This is a genomic window from Arthrobacter sp. NPDC093139 (genome assembly GCF_044754165.1).
Classification (GTDB): Bacteria; Actinomycetota; Actinomycetes; order Actinomycetales; family Micrococcaceae; genus Arthrobacter.
Genome location: NZ_JBIVOO010000016.1, coordinates 1 through 18,571, shown reverse-complemented (window position 1 = coordinate 18,571; position 18,571 = coordinate 1). Strand labels below are relative to the sequence as shown.

Sequence of the window (18,571 nt, the reverse complement as noted above, 5' to 3'; positions counted from 1 at the left end):
CTTGCCTGCGGCGGTGCTTTTGGCTGCGGCGGAGCTTTTACGTTGGAAGTGCTTGCTTGCGAAGGTGGTTAGGACTCCATCGGCCTGGACGACGCCGCATGTCACCAGTGATGGGCGACATCAATGACAAGCCTGGACCCCGAGCCCGGACCGTCAAGCGTGAACACCTTGAACGGCAGCCGTGCGCGGACACCGAGGCCGAGGGTGGTGTAACCCTCGAAGCTGCCTGCCCAGGCCAGTTGCCTGAACGTCTGGTACTTGGAAACGTTGGTCACCTCTGACCTGTTGGCCGGAGTGAAGGTGGCCTTGCCCGTATCGTTGTCGTAGCTCGGCGAGTGGGCCGTGACCTGGAGGAACGCGCCTCCCCTCAGCTTGATGGGAAGTCCGGAACCGTCCTGGACGACTTGGGGGACGTACCGGACGTTGTAGCCGCCTGCTTTTCCTTTGAGATCTATCACCAGGCGGTCGAAGCAGTAATGCTGCCCGGTCCGCACGTTGGTTACAGATGCGGCGCTCATGGCCTGGTTGGACTTTGCCAACGAGCCCCAGACGAGCCCGCAATATGAGGCTGCAGAGGCAGACCCCGGAGCCAGAAGGCCCAGCCCGACAGCCATCACCATGGCTGTGAGCCAGGCGCTTAGTTTTTTCATTTGGCCACCCCTTTCGAGTGAGTGATTGGATAGCTCCAGCGTAGGAGCGCCAATACCCCGAAACGAGGGATGTGTCCGGTTCGGAGCGCAACCGTTAGGCGCGTCCGAAACCGATTACGGGACTGTAATTCGGAGGCACTTTTTGAGGGCGCCGAAAGACGTTTGTGGCCGTTTCTCCATATGCCCGTTACCGCTCATAACGGCCGATATCCGCCGTATTTGCGGTTGGGCACAAAAAGGCGAGGCGCCAGCTTCCCTGTGGGGAAGCCGGCGCCTCGCATTGCCTTGCCAAAGGTAAGGGCACGCGCCTGGGGCTGTGTCAGCCTTCGCAGTCGCGGCAGTACTTCATGCCGTTCTTTTCGCGTGCAACCTGGGAGCGGTGGCGGACCAGGAAGCAGGAGGAGCAGGTGAATTCGTCGGACTGCTCGGGAACAACAATGACCGTGAGTTCTTCGCCGGAAAGATCTGCGCCCGGAAGGTCGATTCCCTCGGCGGTGTCGTTCTCATCGACGTCGATTACAGCGGTCTGCGCGCCGCCGCCGCGTGACGCCTGAAGGGCCTCCAGCGATTCGGAGGGAGTCTCTTCTTCTGTCTTGCGTGGGGCGTCGTAATCCGTAGCCATATCGTGGTTCACTTTCGTTGCTGCGCAGCGCCATTTCAGGCACCTCAGTGAAGCAGTTTAGGTCATAAAGCAGCAAAGTGAAGACTAGTGTGTCCAACGCGACAACACGGGCCCTATTGCGGCTGATCAGCCGCGCGGCCGGCGGCCGGTTTCATGGGCTCCGCGGGCATGCTCGGCGCCTACGGCGACCCCGCTCAAGGCGGGCAGCCAGGCCCATCGGGTGACTTGCTGCAGGGCGTCGGAGGCCTCCTCCGCCGAACCGGAAAAATGACCGGAGAACAGCGCGTGGGCGAGGGTGCGGCGGATTCTCCCCAGCAGCTCTCTGGCCGGGAGGTACGTCGTGGTCATGGTGCAAACGTAGGCGCCCTGTGTTGTGGGCACGTTTCGGCGGCGTCTCGGAATGGTTAAGCCGGGGCTGGCGGCCGGGCACCGTCCGTCTTAGCCTGAACATGAGATTGGCACCCGCATCCCAGGAGGCACACCATGGCCACCAGGCTCAACCGCAAAGCATTGGATCATGCACGCGCGCTCGTGAAAAGGGGAAAGGTCGAGCGGGACATCCGCGATGACTGGAGTGAGCACGCACCCTCCACGGATGATGAGAATTCGTTTATTGACAAGCACGGCTTTGAGGAGTTCTCAAAGTGGCACCTGGGCATTGACCGCGAACAGTCGGAGGGCACCAAAGGCAGCGTCAGTTTCCCTTTCGGCGACTTCAAGAAGGTCCACCGTTGCGCCGTCATCTCGCTGGAAAGCCGGGCAGCGCAGTACGATCACGACGACATCCTCAAGGCGGCCAAGGACCTGCTGGAGGAGATCGACGCCGGGTGAGGGCCTAGCCAAGGACCGGCCGATTCAGGGGCGATCGGCCCAGCCAACGGCCGCGGGTGCATCGAGGAACGTGATCACGACGTCGCGCACCAGGTTGGTCCGCGCGAGCCCGAAGAAATGCGTCGTGCCGGGGAACACCGCGAGCTGCGACGCGGGCACACCCTCGAAGTCGCCGTTCACGTCTCCCCCGCGCAATTGGAGGAATTTCACGGCGTGGTCGAGCTTGACCATGTCGCAGTCACCGACCGTGAAGAGCGTCGGCGCCGCGATTCCCCGGATCTCGTCATCGCTCCATCCGGTTTCGCCCGCACCGTAGCGTGAGAGCTTGTCGAGCAGGCCCTGCAGATGCTCTCGATCGGGATGCGGCGAAACGGCGAGGTAGCGTTCCTCCATCGGGGTTCCCGCGATCATGTCCACCGTCATCTCAGCGACCGCTTCGGCGTTGCCGCCACGGTCGCCCTCTGGCCGGAACGACACCGACGAAACGATGAGCTTGCGCACGAGTTCTGGATGGTGGATCGCGAGCTCAAGGGCCACCGCACCGCCGACGCTGAACCCGAACACGTCGACTTTGTCGACGCCGAGGTGCTCGAGAAGCCCGATGACATCGGATGCCAGGTCGGGGGTGCCCAGCGGCCGATCGATGTCGTTCGTGCGTCCGTGCCCTTGGAAGTCCGTCGCGATCACCCGGCGCCCGGCCGACAGGCTCGGGATCAGCGCCCCGAACTGCTGCTCGATGTCGAAGAGCCCGCCGTGCAGGAGCAACAGCGGTGTGCCGCCGTCGCTGTCATCCCCGTGCAACTCGTAGTACATCTGGAGCCCGTTTACGGTCGCGTATCCAGAGTCGGGTGCGACTGTCGTCCCGTCGGTCATCCACGATCCTCCTCTGGCCTAGGCGTGTATCGTGCCTTCCATCCTGACACTGCACACGATGGGCTGGCCAGTGCTTGGAGGAGAGCGCGGGCGACGAGGCCCGCACGGCGGGTTCGTCCCCTACTCGGCGATGTCCTCTGCCCACAGGTCCGGGTTTTCCTCCTGGAACATGCGCATCATGTCCACACAGCGCTGATCGTCCAGGACCACCACCTCAACGCCACGTGACCGCAGAAGCTCGAACTCGCCGTCGAACGTACGGGCTTCACCCACCACCACACGGGGGATTTTGAACTGGATGATGGTCCCGGTGCACATGGCGCAGGGAGCGAGAGTGGTATAAAGCGTGGTGTCCCGGTAGCTCTTCTGTCGGCCGGCTGCGCGAAGTGCGGATATTTCGCCGTGCGCTATCGGATCGCCGTGTTGGACCCGCTTGTTGTGTCCGCTCGCAATGACCACGCCCTCACGGGCAAGCGCTGCTCCGATGGGGATGCCGCCTTCACTGAGACTCTTTTGCGCCGCTTTATAGGCGGCTTCGAAGGCGGGGTCGAGGCCCGCTTGTGGTTCCCGGGGTGCGGTTTCGCGCTGTTCGTGGGTCATGCGGTCATTTTCGCATGTGGGTAAGCCGCCCATTGCGGGCCTCCCAGTGGCCCGCGCGAAATTGGGGAACTATCTAAGGGACGATTCCCCACTACTTGAAGGGAAGTTGAGTAGCTGCGTTTCAGTGGAGCCATCTCTGTAGGTCACGTGAACGGGCACTCCGTGATCCGAAGCATTTTGCAATTCGTTGCCCGGTAGCCAGAAAGCGAAATGACCTTTCGCTACGGTTGCGATCACGCCTGTGCCGGCAGAGTTGGTGTAGGAAATCGCTGCAACTTCGGCTCCCACGCGCCCAGACGCGATCGAGAGGGACTTGTCTGCGATTGTTCCAGTTCCGAGTTGGGTCGCAGCAATACCTCGTGCCGGCAGTCCCGCCGTCCCGGGTTTTCCGACGGAGCCGAACGTTCCCTTGTGGTACCAGGGCGCCGTGGCGTCCGTGGTACATGACGCTTCAAAACCGTCCGGGCCGGTGAGGATAACAGTCACCCAGGCTCCCCGCCGCTCAACAATGGCTACTTCCGCTGCTGAAAGTTCGGTCGTGTACATTCCGCTGCCTACATGTTGTGTTGACCTGCGGCAGTCTGAGACGGCGTTGTCACGTTCTGAGCCGATGAGTGTCCCGGGTGCTGCTGTCCAGGTGGCGAAAGCCGGGTCACCTTCTCCTGAGAGTGCCGGCATGATGAGTAACCCGGCCGTGACTGCTGCTGCCAGGCCTCCAAGCGTGACTACCCGCCGTCGGCGGTTGGCCTTGGGTTTGGCCGGCCCGAGGCCGACCCCCAATTTGCTGTTGGAGGCAGTGGAAACTGGTTGGGAGCTAAGTATGCGGTTCAGGTCGGCTTGCGCCCGGGCAGGGTTCGGCGGTGAGCATTTCTCTGCTGCGTCCATGGAGCGCAGAAGTGTGTCGAGGTTCTGTTCACTTTTCATAGCGTTGACGCCTTTTCAGGTGATGCCGCCGAAAGTTCGGAAGCATGATGAGGGAGGTGGTCAAGGAGGAGCCGCAAGGCCCGTCTGGCGCGGGTCAATCTCAACCGGAAAGCCACGGGTGAGATTCCTAGGACTTTGGCAGCCTGCGGCGCGGCCAGATCCTCAAAGACGGCGAGTCCCAGGGCTTCTTGGTGGACTTCAGAAAGAAGCGTCCAGGCGCGGCCCAAATCGATGCGACTACTGACCAGGTCAGCATGAGAGGTGCTGAAATCATCGGGGATTGTTTCAGCGAGCCGCACGCCCAGCGCTTGACGTCGCTGTTCTCCACGCTGCGCGTTCAACATCAGATTCCGCGTGATCCCGAAAATCCAGGCCCGGGCATCACTCTCTTGCGCCGGTGCTTCGGAGAAGCGCCTCCAGACAACAAGAAATGCCTCAGCGACCATGTCCTCAGCATTTGCTGAATCCGTACGGCGCTGAACGAACTTCAGCAGGTCGGCGTATGAGGATTCGTATAGCGACCGGAAGGCGCCGGCCCTGTCAGGGGCCCTCGATAAATGACTCATACCCTATACCTGTCCGCCACCTGCCTAAGTGTGTCGCAAATGGTCCAGCAATTCTGACAGGCACCTACCAAGGGTGAGCCAGGCACGCTACGAAGGGTCTAAGCAGACTCTCCCTCTCGGGCTAGCCGCCGTCGCCGTAAGTGACTTGGGCGTATTGTCTTCAATCGGCAAGGTTCTTGAAATAGCGTGCGACAGGCCATCGCTCGAATCCAGCGGCTTCATATGCGCGCCGGGCAGGTGCATGGCCAGGATCATCACCGGTCTCTACAAGCACCATGCTCATGCCAGCCTTTCGGCCTGCCTCGAAAGAATGATCCATGAGGGCTCGGCCGACTCCCTTCCGCTGGTGAACGGGATCCACGGCGAGCACATACACCTCGCTCATGCTGTCCTCCGGGTGCAGGCGGGTACATACCCAACCCACCAGCTGGTTCCCCTCAAGAGCGATCGCTACGTTCTCCGGCTCACCATCAAGAACAGTTGCCAAGTCGCGGTACTGACGTTCCTCCCACCCCATTGGGTAGAAGGCCTCGTAGACAAAGCCAGGAACCGCATCGCGAACCAATGGAAACACCGGTTCCCAGGCTCTTAGGGAAAGCGCGAGCACCTCTTCCCGGTATTCCGGCGTGTAATCGACGATCCGCACCATCCAATGATGCTAGCCCTATGTGCCTGGCTGTGCTCGCCCTCGGGACGCCGGTAGCGGAAGTCCGACCGAAGGCCCATCGGTCGCTGGGCGCCCCTGTTCTCCGAGTCGCGGCAAGCGCGCAGTTCTCAGCCTGCGCAGCCCACGGTCAAGGTCCGATGGGGCTGCTGAGCGAACGAAGGAACGTCCTCACCTCGAAATTGAAGGCGTCGGCGGCCTCTATGTTGCTCAGGTGCCCGACGCCGGGGAGTACGACGAGCTTCGATGCGGGGATTTTCGTGTGCAGTTCCTCCCCGACCGCCAGCGGCGATCGCGCGTCGAGTTCGCCATGCAGCACCAGCGTCGGGACGTCGATGTCAGGGAGGATGCCGCGAAGATCGGCATTCGCCATCGCCCGGAGCATCGTCAGACTGGCTCGCAGGTGGATATCGGACATCAGCGCGAGTGTTTGTTCGGCCATTTCTCGCGGTGCAGACTCTTTGAGCATCCCGGGCAGGTACTTAGGCAGCCAGTCGTCGGGAGGCTGTGTGACTTCCTCGCTGATCCGCTAAACGCGCCGCTGCACCTCGTCGGCTGGCAGGGAGCCGGCCCAGCCGGCGTACGCCCCGGCCAGGATCAGACTCCTGGGCAGGGTCGGGTGTCGTCCATAGAGTGCCAGGGCGAGCGCGCCACCGAACGACAGACCAAGGATGTGCGGGCGAGTCAGGCCGAGCGCTCTGACAAACTCGCCCAGGGTGTCGGCGTAGTCTTCCATGCAATAGGACTCGGGCGGATCGTCGGATCCTCCGCAGCCCGGAGCGTCCCAGGCGACGACATTGAACTCGTCGTCGAGGGTCTCGAGCTGCGGGCCCCAGGATCGGCTGTCAAATCCAAAGCCGCCATGGAGAAGGACGAGGGGATCGCCCGATCCCGCAACCCGGTAGTTGATTTTGAGGCCGGACACCGTAACTGCGCCCACCTACGTATCTTGGCAGCCGGTGACCAAGCCTGGCAACGCTGCGCGGACTGTATGAGACACCTGGGCGACGTGGCGAAGCTGAGGATACACGCGGGTCGCCTCTCGGACGGCCGACGCAGAACAGGCTGGGCTTGCACAAAGGCTACCTGCGCCCTATGGCGTGTCGGGCCCAGTTTTTAGACATGAAAAACCCCTCCGGTCCGGGCAAAATATGCCGGAACGGAGGGGTAAATGGAGCCCCCTGTCGGATTCGAACCGACGACCCCCGCTTTACAAGAGCGGTGCTCTGGCCAACTGAGCTAAGGAGGCGCACCCGTCATGGTGGGCGCCATGCGGCGCTAAACAAGATTAGCCCACGGACGGCCCGCAGGTAAAAACGGCGGCGGCCCGCCACTCGAACGAATCCGGGTGGCGGGCCGCCGCTGATAAGGCTTGCGCCGGAGACTATGCCTTGGCCTTGATGGCCGCGTCGACGAAGGCCGGGAATTCGGTCTGTGCGCTGTCGCCCTTGCCCCACTGCTTGCCGTCCACCAGGACAGTCGGCGTGCCGGCTACACCAATGGCGGCGGCTTCCTGGGTGGTGTACTTCACCCACGGACGGTACCGCTTTTCCTCGACGCAGGTGTCGATGCTCTTGGCACCGATGTCGGTGGCCAGCTTCTTCAGCTCGTCGTCGGAAAGCCCGGCGCCGCCTTCGGCCGGCTGGTTGGCGAACAGGGTGTCCACAAACTCCGCGTATTTCTCCGGGGATTCATTCACAACACAGGCAGCAGCGTTCGCTGCACGGGAGGAGTAGTTCGTGGTGGAGCGGCTGTCCAGGAAGCCCAGGGCCCGGTACTCCACGGTGATCTTGCCTTCGTTGCGAAGGGACGTAAGCGTGTCGTTGAACTGCGCCTCGAAGTTCTTGCAGGCAGGGCAGATGAAGTCGATGTAGAGGACCACCTTGACCGGCTTGCCGGCCTCAGCATCCGCACCGGGCGCCTTAATAGTGGCAGGAGCCGACGCAGGCGCGTCCGGCAGGTCTGCCACGTTGACGGTGGCGGGCTCGGACTTGGCAACCTCGGTGCCCTTGAGCAGGGTGACCCCGCCGTGCACGTTTCCATTGGCCGGAGTGGGGCCCTGGTCCGCCACCGGCGCGTTGTTCTGCAGGCTCGTGCTGACGACAAGGGCCACAACGGCAAGGATGGCAACCACCGCGGCAACGATGCCCCAGCCGATCAGCAGCTTGTTCCGCTTGTCCTTCTTCAGCTTTGCTTCACGGATCTGACGGGCTTTCTCGCGGGCCTCCGCCGTGCGCTCGGCTTTGGAGATGCGGGGTTCGTTTGCGGGGCTCATTAGTTCCTCGTGTCGATCGGACAGGTGCGGACCACTCAGGGGCAACTCTCCCATTTTAGGGGGAGACCCCGGAGCTTGCGCTTTCAAGTATTCCTTCAGCGTGCCCAACGGACGAATAGCACGTATGATTCCCGCCCGCTAGGGTTGACAGAGATCCACAAGCAACCCCAGGGAGCGCAATGCAAGGACCTGAAAGCGACAAACCGGAGACAAAAACGGAGAGCTGGGCTGCGTCTGAGGACAACTCGGCCACCGCCACGTACGACTTCATGGTGGTGTCCAACCGCCTGCCAGTGGACCGCTGCGCTCCGGGCGAACACGGCGACGACGGCTCCGGCTGGCGCCGCTCGCCCGGCGGCCTGGTAACCGCCCTCGCCCCTATGATGACCAAGACTGACGGCGCATGGGTGGGCTGGCATGGTGCCCCCGACGAGACAGTCACCCCCTTCAGCCACGGCAGCATGGACCTCGTCCCGGTGCAGCTGAGCACCGACGACGTCGAGCTGTACTACGAAGGCTTTTCCAACGCCACCCTCTGGCCGCTCTACCACGATGTCATTGCGCCGCCGGAGTTCCACAGGACCTGGTGGGACTCATACCGAAAAGTCAACAGAAGGTTCGCCGACGCCGTCGTCCGCCATGCCAACCGCGGCGCTACCGTGTGGGTGCAGGACTACCAGCTCCAGCTCGTGCCCCGGATGCTGCGCGAGGCGCGGCCCGACCTGCGGATCGGCTTCTTCAACCACATCCCGTTCCCTCCGCCGGAGATCTTTGCCCAGCTTCCGTGGCGCCAGTCGATCATCGATGGATTGCTGGGCGCGGACCTCGTGGGCTTCCAGCGCAGCAGCGACGCCGGCAACTTCATGCGTTCAGCCCGCCGCTTCCTCGGCGCGAGCGTCAAACAGCAGCAGGTCCACGTCAAGGGCCAGAACGGCGAGATCACGCACATAGCCCGCGCCCAGGCCTTCCCCATCTCCATTGATGTCCGGCACATCACGGAGCTGGCGAACAAGCCCGAAATCATCGAGCGGTCCCGTCAGATCCGGCAGGACCTCGGCAACCCCAAGACCATCCTGCTTGGGGTCGACCGTCTCGACTACACCAAGGGCATCAGGCACCGGCTCAAGGCCTACGAGGAGCTCCTCAACGAGGAAAAGCTCACGGTGGGTGATGCGACGCTGATTCAGGTTGCCAGCCCGAGCCGGGAACGCGTGGAACAGTACCGTCTCCTCCGCGAAGAGGTGGAGGGAACCGTGGGCCACATCAACGGAACCTACGACACCATCGAGAACACGGCAGTGCGGTACCTGCACCACAGCTACCCCATCGAGGAGATGGTGGCGCTGTATCTGGCCGCCGACGTCATGCTCGTCACCGCTCTCCGTGACGGCATGAACCTCGTGGCCAAGGAATATGTCACGGCCAGGACAGGCAACGACGGCGCACTGGTCCTCAGCGAATTCGCGGGGGCAGCGGACCAGCTCAAGCAGGCGCTGCTAATGAACCCGCACGACATTGACGGCCTCAAGGACACTGTCATGAGGGCCGTCAGAATGTCCCCGAAGGAGTCCGCCCGCCGCATGCGCGCCATGCGCAAGCAGATCCTGGACCACGACGTCGACCACTGGTCCGCGGACTTCCTGCACGCCCTCAACGAAAAGGTGGTCCGCGATGACTCCTGAGGCAGACCCCGCCCCGCCCCGCGGCAGTGCTCCGCTGACACTGCCGCCGGAGCTCCTTGATGCCGTGAGGCGCGTCGCCGGCACCGAGCACCTGCTGATCGCCATGGACTTCGACGGCACCATCTCACCCCTCGTGGACCATGCGGGCGATGCCCGCCCGCTGCCACGGTCCGCGGCCGCCTTCGCTGAACTGGCCACCCTTCCACGCACGACGACGGCCCTCATCTCGGGCAGGGCACTCGACAGCCTGCGCGCGGTCGCTTCGCCCCCTGCGGAGACGCTGCTCATCGGCAGCCACGGGGCGGAGGCCTGGCTGGGCCCCGGATCCGCCCCGCTCGTCCTGGACCCCGCCCAGCTGGAGCTGCTGGCGGAGGTCCGCAGCATCCTGGAAGGCATCGTGGAGCTCGCCCCGGGCACGCTCCTTGAAGAGAAGCCCGCGGGCGTCGTGCTCCACACCCGGCTTGCCGAGGATGACGTAGCGGAGGACGCCGTGGCCGCGGCGCGCGCAGCACTTCAGGACCGCGAGGGCGTCCACCTGAAGAACGGCAAGAGGGTCCTGGAAACCTCCGTGGTCCACGCGTCAAAGGGCGAGGGCGTGGACTTCCTCAGGCAGGCGTCCGGCGCCACAGCCGTCATCTTTGCCGGCGACGACACCACAGACGAGGACGCACTGGGCCGTCTCGGACCCGCCGACGTGGGCGTGAAGGTGGGCCTGGACTTTACCCAGGCGCAGTACCGCGTAGAGGCCCCCGTGCACATCGCCGAGCTGCTGGAAGCCCTGCTCCGGGAACGCCGGAGGGCCGTGGAATCACCTTCGTGACCCCCGCCTGTGCGGCATCTCACCTGTGATGCCCGTAACATTTGCGCCCATTGCGGATAAATCTGACATACTCTGGGGTGTGATGTGGCGCACAGGAACCGTGCGGCGTCACGCGATACTCCTCGGCCTCGGCCGGGGAGTACATATTGCAGTACATAACTGAATTACATGAACCATTCACTACGGATCGTCCGGCACGTACCTGCCGGTGAAGGGATTGATAACTGTGGCAACAGTTACTTTTGATAACGCTACGCGTCTGTACCCGGGCACAGAGAAGCCCGCTGTTGACAAGCTCAACATCGAAATCGCCGACGGCGAATTTCTGGTCCTCGTTGGACCCTCCGGTTGCGGTAAGTCCACCTCCCTGCGCATGCTCGCAGGCCTGGAAGATGTAAACGCCGGCCGTATCCTCATTGGCGACCGCGATGTCACCGACGTTCCGCCCAAGGACCGCGACATCGCCATGGTTTTCCAGAACTACGCCCTGTACCCCCACATGACCGTGGCGGACAACATGGGCTTCGCCCTGAAGATCGCAGGCGTCAGCAAGGAAGAGCGCGCCGAGCGTGTCCGTGAAGCTGCCAAGCTCCTGGACCTCGAGCCGTACCTGGACCGCAAGCCGAAGGCACTTTCCGGCGGTCAGCGCCAGCGTGTTGCCATGGGCCGCGCAATCGTACGTAACCCGCAGGTCTTCCTCATGGATGAGCCGCTGTCCAACCTGGACGCCAAGCTCCGTGTCCAGACCCGCACCCAGATTGCATCCCTTACCCGCCGCCTGGGCGTCACCACCGTTTACGTGACGCACGACCAGGTCGAGGCCATGACCATGGGCGACCGCGTCGCAGTGCTCAAGGACGGCCTCCTGATGCAGGTGGACACACCCCGCAACCTGTACGACCGCCCGAAGAACGTCTTCGTCGCCGGCTTCATCGGCTCCCCCGCAATGAACCTCCTCGAACTTCCGGTCGTGGACGGCGGCGTGCAGTTCGGCGGCACCGTCTACCCCGTGCCGCGCAACGTCCTCGAAGAGGCGCACGGCAGCACGGTCACGCTGGGCACCCGCCCCGAAGACCTGGAGACCGCGCCGCAGGGCGACGGGCTGCAGGTTGAGGTCGACGTCGTCGAAGAGCTCGGCGCCGACGCCTACGTCTACGGACACACCACGCTGGACGGCAAGAGCCACGACATCGTGGCACGCGTCGACGGCCGCCGCCCCCCGATGAAGGGCGAGTCCATCTGGGTCCGCCCGCAGTCCGGCCACGTGCACCTGTTCGACACGAAGACCGGCGAGCGCCTGGGCGACTAATCCCACCGCTCCGGGTGGTTGAGCTTTTCGAAACCGCCTAATCAGAACGGTAAACAGACCGACGGCGGCCCTCCCCCTAACGGAAGGGCCGCCATCGCTCGTTAAGCGCGGCACGCCACCCTGTTAGACATGCGGATTTAGGCATGCGGGTTTAGGCACGCGGACACTACGTACGGAAGAATTGATCCATGACCGAGGAATACAGCGCCCAGTGGCACGACGAACCCACCGACTACGGGCAGATCGGCAAACTGCCCAGGTTCGAAGCCGCCAGCGCCAACGATGCCAAGGCATCCTCGGTCGCCAGCAACCTCAACATCACGGCAGCCGCCGCGGATCCTGAACTGCTGGACCTCCCATGGCATATCGCCCTTGAGGACTGGCCCGCTGAATACCTCGCGGCCCTCCCCCGCGGCATCTCGCGGCACATCGTCCGCTTCGCCCATCTGGGCGGGTCGGTCATCGCCATTAAAGAAACGTCCGAGCACGTGGCCCGGCACGAGTACCACATGCTCCGCAAGCTGGCCCGGCTGGATGTTCCCTGTGTGGAGCCCGTTGCCGTCATCACCGGCCGCACCACCCTCGACGGCAAGCCCCTGAACCCGGTGCTGGTCACCCGCCACCTGAAGTTCTCCATGCCTTACCGTGCTCTCTTCTCCCAGATGCTCCGCAAGGACACGCTGACCCGCCTCATCGACGCGCAGGCCCTGCTGATGGTGCGGCTCCACCTCATCGGGTTCTATTGGGGTGACGTATCGCTCTCCAACACACTGTTCCGCCGCGACGCCGGAGCCTTTGCCGCCTACCTCGTGGACGCGGAGACCGGCGAACTCTACCCGGACCTTTCCACCGGCCAGCGCGAGTACGACCTTGAGATTGCCAGGGTCAACATCGCCGGTGAGCTCATGGACCTCCTTGACGGCGGCCTGATCGAGGAGAAGGTGGATCCCGTGGCCACCAGCGAACTCATCATGGAAAGCTACCGTCGCCTGTGGACCGAACTGACCGAAAAGGAATCGTTCGAACTCGGTGAGCGCTGGCGCGTGGGTGCCCGCATCCGACGGCTTAATGAACTGGGCTTCGACGTCGAAGAGTATGCGATCAAGACCACCCAGAACGGCACGACCATCCAGCTTCAGCCCAAAGTCGTGGACGCCGGACACCACCAGCGGCGACTCCTCCGCCTGACCGGCCTCGACGCCCAGGAGAACCAGGCCCGGCGCCTGCTCAACGACATGGACTCGTTCCGCGCTGACAACAATCCGGAAATGGATGAGGAATACAGCGCCCACCTCTGGGTAAGCCAGATCTTCGAACCTATCGTGCGCTCGATCCCCCGCGACCTCTCCGGCAAGCTGGAGCCGGCGGAAGCCGTGCACGAGGTGCTTGAGCACCGCTGGTACATGTCCGAAAAGCAGGAGCGCCACATTCCGCTGGCGGAGGCCGTTCAGTCCTACATCGATTCCATCCTGCGCCACCGCCGCGACGAGGCGGCCATCATGCTCAACCCGGATACCGAGCTGCTGAAGATCCTGGAAGTGGAGACCGAGGAGTCCCGCTACGGCGCCGAGGAGTCGATCGAGGAGTATCCGGACTCTGACGACTGAACCTCAGGCGACTGGACGTTGGGGCGACTGGACGTTGGGGCGACTGGACGTTGGGAAAGTCCTGACGTGGCACGCCTGCGCTAAATTGCCTTTCCAGGGTTGAGGATCCCGGCCGGGTCGAGGAGTTCCTTCAGGCGCCGCTGCAGCTCACGGATGGGCTCCGGCTGCTCCAGGCCCAGCCACCGCAGCTTGTACTGCCCGATGCCGTGCTCCCCCGTGATGGTGCCGCCCATGTCCAGCGCCACGGCGATCGACGCGTCCAAGGCTTTGTTCAGGCGCCGCATGGCATCGGCATCCACCACATCGTTCACGCGGTCCACCCAGAATGTGGGGTGCAGGTTGCCGTCGCCGGCGTGCGCCACGACCTTGAGCTTCACGTCATGGACCTCGGCGAGCGATTCAAGGGCGGCCACGTAGTCCACCAGCCGGGAGCGGGGCACCGCCACGTCCTCGCCCACCCGGTACTGATCGTCCACCTCGACGCCGCGGCTGTTTCGCCGCAGTTCCACCAGGAGCTCGGCTTCCGCATTCGCTTCGGTGGTCACCACGGCGCCCCCTGCTGCCAGGACCTTACGGACCACGTCCGCCTCCGCCGCGGCCCCGAACCCGTCGGTCTGGATCAGCAGGAGGGACCCGCCCCTCGCTGCGAGGTCCGAGCCATGAATCTCATCCAGCTGCGCGAGAGTCCCGCCGTCGAGCAGTTCCATGATGGCCGGCTGCACACGGGCCTTGCCCACCGCCAAAACACCTGCCGCGGCCTGCCGGAAATCGGGATAGAACGCCGCGATTGTGTGGACCTCGCGGGGCAGGTACTTGAGCCGCACGGTGGCGCCGACGACGATCCCCAGGGTGCCCTCTGAGCCGACAAACAATCCGGTCAGGTCGTAGCCCGCCACGCCCTTGAAGGTCTGGTGGCCAGTGTGGATGAGGGAGCCGTCCGCAAGAACCACGTCCAGCGCCAGCACCGAGTCACGGGTGACCCCGTACTTGGCACACCGCAGGCCGCCCGCGTTCGTCGCCACGTTGCCGCCGATCGTCGATACCCTGAAGCTCGCCGGATCCGGAGCGAACATCAGGCCGTACCGGGCTGCCGCGTCGTTCAGTTCTGCGTTGACCACCCCCGGCTCAACGACGGCGGTCTCGTCGTCCGGGTTGAGGTCCAGAATCCGGTTCATCCGCTCCAGGCTGACAACCACCGAACCTTCGGTCGCATGCGCGCCGCCGGAAACACCCGTTCCGGCGCCCCGGGCCACGAGCGGAACGCCATGTGCGGCGCAGCTCTTCACAGCGGCCTGGACGTCGGGCACCGATTCCGCAAAGACAACCGCGAGGGGCTGCTGGTAGTCAAGGACAGGCGCCTGGTCAACGGCATAGGCAGCCAGCACCGCGGGATCCTGGACGACTTTGCCGGTTCCCAAGGTAGAAGTGAGCTCGTCAGCGATGCTGCTCATTAGGGTCTCCCGTTTCGGTCCTACGTCTTCAAGTCTAGGTGGCTGGCCGGGCCTAGTGTCTTCGCTTGAAAACGCTTCCATTTTGATGCCAAACCTTACCGATACTGGCGGATGATTGACGGAAACTGTCAATGACTATTGGCTGGAAACGCTTTCAATGCCGGGCAGGGCCGCTCTAAGCTGGCCCAATGTCTGTTGACTCATTGCTGCAAGCGGTTTCACCTCTGGCCCGGTCCCTCACCCCGATCCATGGCCCGGATAAGGCCCATGGCTGGTGGCGCTCGGCGGTCATTTATCAGGTCTACCCGCGCTCCTTCAGGGATATGAACGGGGACGGCGTCGGTGACCTCGCCGGCATCACCGCGGAAATGCCCCAGCTGGCCGAGCTCGACATCGACGCCATATGGCTTTCCCCGTTCTACCGATCCCCCCAGCGCGACGCCGGCTATGACGTTAGCGACTACTGTGACGTGGATCCACTGTTCGGCACTTTGGGCGACTTCGACGGCATGATCGCCGAGGCCAACAGGCTCGGAATCAGGGTGATCGTGGATCTGGTCCCGAACCACTGCTCGGACCAGCATCGCGCCTTCCAGGCCGCACTTGCTGCAGGGCCGGGAAGCGCCGAACGGGACATGTTCATCTTCCGTGACGGCGCGGGACCCGCCGGCGAAGAACCGCCCAACAACTGGCAGTCACACTTCGGCGGCTCCGCCTGGACGCGCATCGCCGAAGCTGACGGGCTGCCCGGCCAGTGGTACCTGCACCTCTTCGACTCCTCCCAGCCTGACTTCAATTGGGACAACCAGGCTGTACACGATGAATTCGAGCGCGTGCTCCGCTTCTGGCTGGACCGCGGCGTCTCCGGATTCCGTGTGGACGTGGCGCACGCCCTGGTCAAGGCGCCGGGGCTTCCCGCTTGGGGCGGACGCGCAGACGGCAGCACCATCGACGGCTTTCCCGGGCACGAAGCCCCCATGTTCGGCCAGCCCCGGCTGCACGACATCTTCCGGAACTGGCGCCGCATTCTCGAGGACTACGGACACGACCGCATTATGTGCGCCGAGGCTAACGTGGATCCGCTGCCCCGGCTGGCGGAATGGGTCCGGCCGGATGAAATGCACCAGGCGTTCAATTTCCCCTACCTTCACGCCGGGCTGAACATTCCCCGGCTGCGGCACGTCATCACCGAATCCCTGACCTCCCTGGACGCCGTCGGCGCACCCAGTACCTGGGTGCTGTCCAACCACGACGTCGTCCGGCACGCCACCCGCTTCGGATACTACTGGTCCGGTCCCCGTGACGGTGACGGAATCGGCCCCGCGGACCCGCAGCCGGACCATCACCTCGGCCGGACCCGGGCCGCCGCCGCGTCCCTTTTCATGCTCGGTCTGCCTGGCGGCGCCTACCTGTACCAGGGCGAGGAACTCGGGCTTCCGGACGGCATCGAAATCGCGGACCATCAGAGGCAGGATCCAACTTTCGCGCGCACCGGGGGCGAGCGTCTGGGCCGTGACGGCTGCCGCGTCCCGTTGCCGTGGCGTGCCTCGGAGCCTCACCACGGTTTCGGGGCCGGCCAGGATCCCTGGCTCCCGCAACCCGCGAGTTTCGCCGAACTGGCCAGGGACGCCCAAGCCGGGGACCCGTCGTCGCACCTGAACCTGTACCGCCGGATGCTGGCGCTGCGCCGCGAGCTGGGACTCGGGCGCGGATCGCTGTCCTGGGCCGAACAGTGGTGCACGGACTCCGCACTCGCGTTCCTGAACGGCAACATCCTGGTGGTCATGAACGTGGGCCAGGACATCCTTGAGCTGCCGGCGGGTGAGGTGCTGCTGCGCAGCTCCGGGGAAAACTCCCGCAACGCTGAAGACTGGCATGGACTAGGCTCTGGAGAGACCGTCTGGATGAGGGTTTCATTAGACACGGAGAGCTAAACAGCACATGGCCGGCATCAAGGAAGTCGCAGAGCGTGCCGGCCTGTCCATAGCCACCGTTTCACGGGCCTTGAGCGGCAAGGGCAACGTATCTGCCAAGAGCCGGGCGCGGGCGAAGGCGGCTGCCGCCGACCTCGGATTCGTGCCGTCCTACCAGGCCTCGAGCCTGGCCTCCGGGCGCAACTACAACATTGGAATCGTGGTCCCTTCCGTCCACCGCTGGTACTTCTCATCCGTCGTGGAAGGGGTGTCTGCGGCGCTGCTGGACGCGGGCTATGACCTTACCCTGTACAACGTCACAGAGGCTCCAGGGCGCCGACAGAGCGTGCTCAAGGACTTCCTGCTGCGCAAGCGCGTGGACGCGGTCATTGCCGTGGCCCTGGCCCTCACGGAGTCGGAGCTCCGGCAAATGCTGGCGGTGCACCGGCCCATCGTCAGCATCGGCGGCCCGCTTAGCGGCGCGTCGACCATTGCCATCGACGACTATGGCCTGTCCGAGGCGGCAACGAACCATCTCATTCAGCTCGGCCACTCCAACATCGCGCACCTGACGGGTGACTCAGTCTATGAACTGGACTTCAAGGTCCCCCGCACTCGCCTTACAGGGTTCAAGAGCGGGATGAAGGCTGCGGGACTCCGGATCCGGCCCGAGTGGATTGTCAGGGCGGACTTCACCATCCAGGGCGGCTACGCAACAGCCAGGCAGCTGCTCGGCACACCCTCAGAACGCCCCACGGCTGTATTTGCAGCCTCCGATGAAATGGCTATCGGCGCCATCCTGGCCGCCCGCGACTTCGGCCTCAGGATCCCGGAGGATCTGTCCGTGGTGGGGATCGACGGGCACGATCTCAGCGAACTCTTCGGGCTCACCACCGTGGACCAGGATCCACGCGGCCAGGGAGGACTGGCAGTGCGCCTCCTGCTGGAGGGGCTCGACGGCGGTGCGGAGCGGACGACCGTCGATGCCACCTACCCGACGAAGTTCGTCATCCGGTCCAGCACGGCGGTCCCTCCGGACCTCAGCCGGCCTCGGCGCCCATGAAACGCGCGAACCGCGCCAGTACATCCGGCCAGGCTTGGTCGTAGGCTGCGCGCGTAGCCGCGGGATCCTCGGCGCCTTCCCAGCCGTCGTGGACGACGCGGACCTCGGTGCCGCCCTCCACGGCCCGGAACGCCACCCTGAGCTCCGTCGACCACAACGCGGTGGTCCCCGGGTACCAGGATGCATGGAAGGACAACGGGGGCTGCCAGTCGTCGATGGTGCCCCAGGCTGTGGTCCTGCCATCGTCAGCGGTTTCGAGGACCAGGTTCTCTTCAAACTCGACGTATGAGCCAGGACCGAAAACACTGTTGGTCTCCATGGGCCACCAGAGATGCGTGTGCTCCGTGAAGCCCATGAAGGCCCGCGCTACCGCACCCGGAAGGACTACGGTGCAGACGACCGGATCCAAGGCCACGGACGGATCGGGCTCATTGGCACCGGGGGCGGCGGCGTGACTGAAGAGGTTTTCCATGGGCATCAACTCTACAACGTGGGGCCCCTGGTTGAGCCCCGGAAAACCGGCGGAGAGAGGGCGCGTACACGCCTGCGGCGGTTTTACCCCCGGCTGGTCGCAGTTAAACAGCGAAGGCCCCGACATTCGTTGTCGGGGCCTTCGCCTTAATTAGTGTCCGGCGGTGACCTACTCTCCCACACCCTCCCGGGTGCAGTACCATCGGCGCTGTGGGTCTTAGCTTCCGGGTTCGGAATGGGACCGGGCGTT

General features: G+C 64.0%; 20 protein-coding genes, 1 tRNA gene and 1 rRNA gene. 7 read left to right on the top strand and 15 right to left on the bottom strand.

Going from position 1 to position 18,571, the window contains the following annotated elements; genetic code table 11:
- Positions 1-101: 101 nt before the first annotated feature.
- From ACIP90_RS18815 to ACIP90_RS18805, 3 genes are all read right to left on the bottom strand, one after another.
- The gene (locus ACIP90_RS18815) at positions 102-650 is read right to left on the bottom strand and encodes a hypothetical protein (protein ID WP_400581141.1); all 549 of its coding nucleotides are present in this window, start codon (positions 648-650) and stop codon (positions 102-104) included.
- 319 nt (positions 651-969) lie between these two features.
- A complete protein-coding gene (locus ACIP90_RS18810) occupies positions 970-1,272 on the bottom strand; it encodes a DUF4193 domain-containing protein (RefSeq protein ID WP_205651383.1) in 303 nt (100 codons plus the stop codon).
- A gap of 126 nt (positions 1,273-1,398) precedes the next feature.
- A complete protein-coding gene (locus ACIP90_RS18805) occupies positions 1,399-1,620 on the bottom strand; it encodes a hypothetical protein (RefSeq protein WP_400581139.1) in 222 nt (73 codons plus the stop codon).
- A gap of 135 nt (positions 1,621-1,755) precedes the next feature.
- Between ACIP90_RS18805 and ACIP90_RS18800 the strand changes: the two genes are divergently transcribed.
- Positions 1,756-2,103: a hypothetical protein gene (locus ACIP90_RS18800; RefSeq protein WP_400581138.1), complete on the top strand. Its 348-nt coding sequence runs from the start codon at positions 1,756-1,758 to the stop codon at positions 2,101-2,103.
- 24 nt (positions 2,104-2,127) lie between these two features.
- On the opposite strand, the gene ACIP90_RS18795 is transcribed toward ACIP90_RS18800, so the two are convergent.
- The 9 genes from ACIP90_RS18795 to ACIP90_RS18755 all read right to left on the bottom strand — a co-directional run bounded on the left by ACIP90_RS18795 (position 2,128) and on the right by ACIP90_RS18755 (position 8,005).
- Complete coding sequence (locus ACIP90_RS18795; RefSeq protein ID WP_400581137.1) at positions 2,128-2,976, bottom strand: alpha/beta fold hydrolase; 849 nt, start codon at positions 2,974-2,976, stop codon at positions 2,128-2,130.
- Positions 2,977-3,096: 120 nt separating this feature from the next.
- Positions 3,097-3,576: a nucleoside deaminase gene (locus ACIP90_RS18790; RefSeq protein WP_400581135.1), complete on the bottom strand. Its 480-nt coding sequence runs from the start codon at positions 3,574-3,576 to the stop codon at positions 3,097-3,099.
- A 69-nt stretch (positions 3,577-3,645) separates the two neighbouring features.
- Positions 3,646-4,500: a hypothetical protein gene (locus ACIP90_RS18785; protein ID WP_400581133.1), complete on the bottom strand. Its 855-nt coding sequence runs from the start codon at positions 4,498-4,500 to the stop codon at positions 3,646-3,648.
- Positions 4,497-5,066, bottom strand: a complete 570-nt coding sequence (locus tag ACIP90_RS18780) for an RNA polymerase sigma factor (protein ID WP_400581131.1) — start codon at positions 5,064-5,066, stop codon at positions 4,497-4,499. The genes ACIP90_RS18785 and ACIP90_RS18780 overlap by 4 nt, the downstream gene beginning before the upstream one ends.
- Before the next feature lie 160 nt (positions 5,067-5,226).
- Complete coding sequence (locus ACIP90_RS18775; RefSeq protein WP_400581130.1) at positions 5,227-5,715, bottom strand: GNAT family N-acetyltransferase; 489 nt, start codon at positions 5,713-5,715, stop codon at positions 5,227-5,229.
- A gap of 145 nt (positions 5,716-5,860) precedes the next feature.
- Positions 5,861-6,172 (bottom strand): alpha/beta fold hydrolase, encoded by a 312-nt coding sequence (locus ACIP90_RS18770; protein ID WP_400581128.1) that lies wholly within the window; start codon positions 6,170-6,172, stop codon positions 5,861-5,863.
- 87 nt (positions 6,173-6,259) lie between these two features.
- Complete coding sequence (locus ACIP90_RS18765; RefSeq protein ID WP_400581126.1) at positions 6,260-6,670, bottom strand: alpha/beta fold hydrolase; 411 nt, start codon at positions 6,668-6,670, stop codon at positions 6,260-6,262.
- 232 nt (positions 6,671-6,902) lie between these two features.
- A tRNA-Thr gene (locus ACIP90_RS18760) sits at positions 6,903-6,979 on the bottom strand.
- A gap of 135 nt (positions 6,980-7,114) precedes the next feature.
- Entirely contained in the window at positions 7,115-8,005 is an 891-nt protein-coding gene (locus ACIP90_RS18755; protein WP_400581125.1) for a DsbA family protein, read from the bottom strand.
- A gap of 179 nt (positions 8,006-8,184) precedes the next feature.
- Between ACIP90_RS18755 and ACIP90_RS18750 the strand changes: the two genes are divergently transcribed.
- The 4 genes from ACIP90_RS18750 (at position 8,185) to ACIP90_RS18735 (ending at position 13,423) form a co-directional block, all read left to right on the top strand.
- Positions 8,185-9,687, top strand: coding sequence for a trehalose-6-phosphate synthase (locus tag ACIP90_RS18750; RefSeq protein ID WP_400581123.1), 1,503 nt, complete (start codon positions 8,185-8,187; stop codon positions 9,685-9,687).
- Positions 9,677-10,507, top strand: coding sequence for a trehalose-phosphatase (gene otsB, locus ACIP90_RS18745; RefSeq protein WP_400581122.1), 831 nt, complete (start codon positions 9,677-9,679; stop codon positions 10,505-10,507). The genes ACIP90_RS18750 and otsB overlap by 11 nt, the downstream gene beginning before the upstream one ends.
- Positions 10,508-10,733: 226 nt before the next feature.
- Positions 10,734-11,816 (top strand): ABC transporter ATP-binding protein, encoded by a 1,083-nt coding sequence (locus ACIP90_RS18740; RefSeq protein WP_400581120.1) that lies wholly within the window; start codon positions 10,734-10,736, stop codon positions 11,814-11,816.
- A gap of 188 nt (positions 11,817-12,004) precedes the next feature.
- Complete coding sequence (locus tag ACIP90_RS18735; RefSeq protein ID WP_400581119.1) at positions 12,005-13,423, top strand: DUF4032 domain-containing protein; 1,419 nt, start codon at positions 12,005-12,007, stop codon at positions 13,421-13,423.
- Between the two features lie 80 nt (positions 13,424-13,503).
- On the opposite strand, the gene ACIP90_RS18730 is transcribed toward ACIP90_RS18735, so the two are convergent.
- Entirely contained in the window at positions 13,504-14,874 is a 1,371-nt protein-coding gene (locus ACIP90_RS18730) for an FAD-binding oxidoreductase (protein WP_400581117.1), read from the bottom strand.
- Between the two features lie 188 nt (positions 14,875-15,062).
- Between ACIP90_RS18730 and ACIP90_RS18725 the strand changes: the two genes are divergently transcribed.
- Together ACIP90_RS18725 and ACIP90_RS18720 are read left to right on the top strand one after the other, a co-directional pair.
- Positions 15,063-16,808 carry a glycoside hydrolase family 13 protein gene (locus ACIP90_RS18725; RefSeq protein ID WP_400581116.1) on the top strand — a complete coding sequence of 582 codons (1,746 nt, stop codon included), beginning with the start codon at positions 15,063-15,065 and terminating at the stop codon, positions 16,806-16,808.
- Positions 16,809-16,815: 7 nt separating this feature from the next.
- Positions 16,816-17,850, top strand: coding sequence for a LacI family DNA-binding transcriptional regulator (locus ACIP90_RS18720; RefSeq protein WP_400581115.1), 1,035 nt, complete (start codon positions 16,816-16,818; stop codon positions 17,848-17,850).
- Here the strand turns inward: ACIP90_RS18720 and ACIP90_RS18715 are convergent.
- Positions 17,828-18,322 carry an SRPBCC domain-containing protein gene (locus ACIP90_RS18715; protein ID WP_400581113.1) on the bottom strand — a complete coding sequence of 165 codons (495 nt, stop codon included), beginning with the start codon at positions 18,320-18,322 and terminating at the stop codon, positions 17,828-17,830. The genes ACIP90_RS18720 and ACIP90_RS18715 overlap by 23 nt on opposite strands.
- A gap of 155 nt (positions 18,323-18,477) precedes the next feature.
- Positions 18,478-18,571, bottom strand: a 5S ribosomal RNA gene (rrf, locus tag ACIP90_RS18710); the annotation flags it as partial.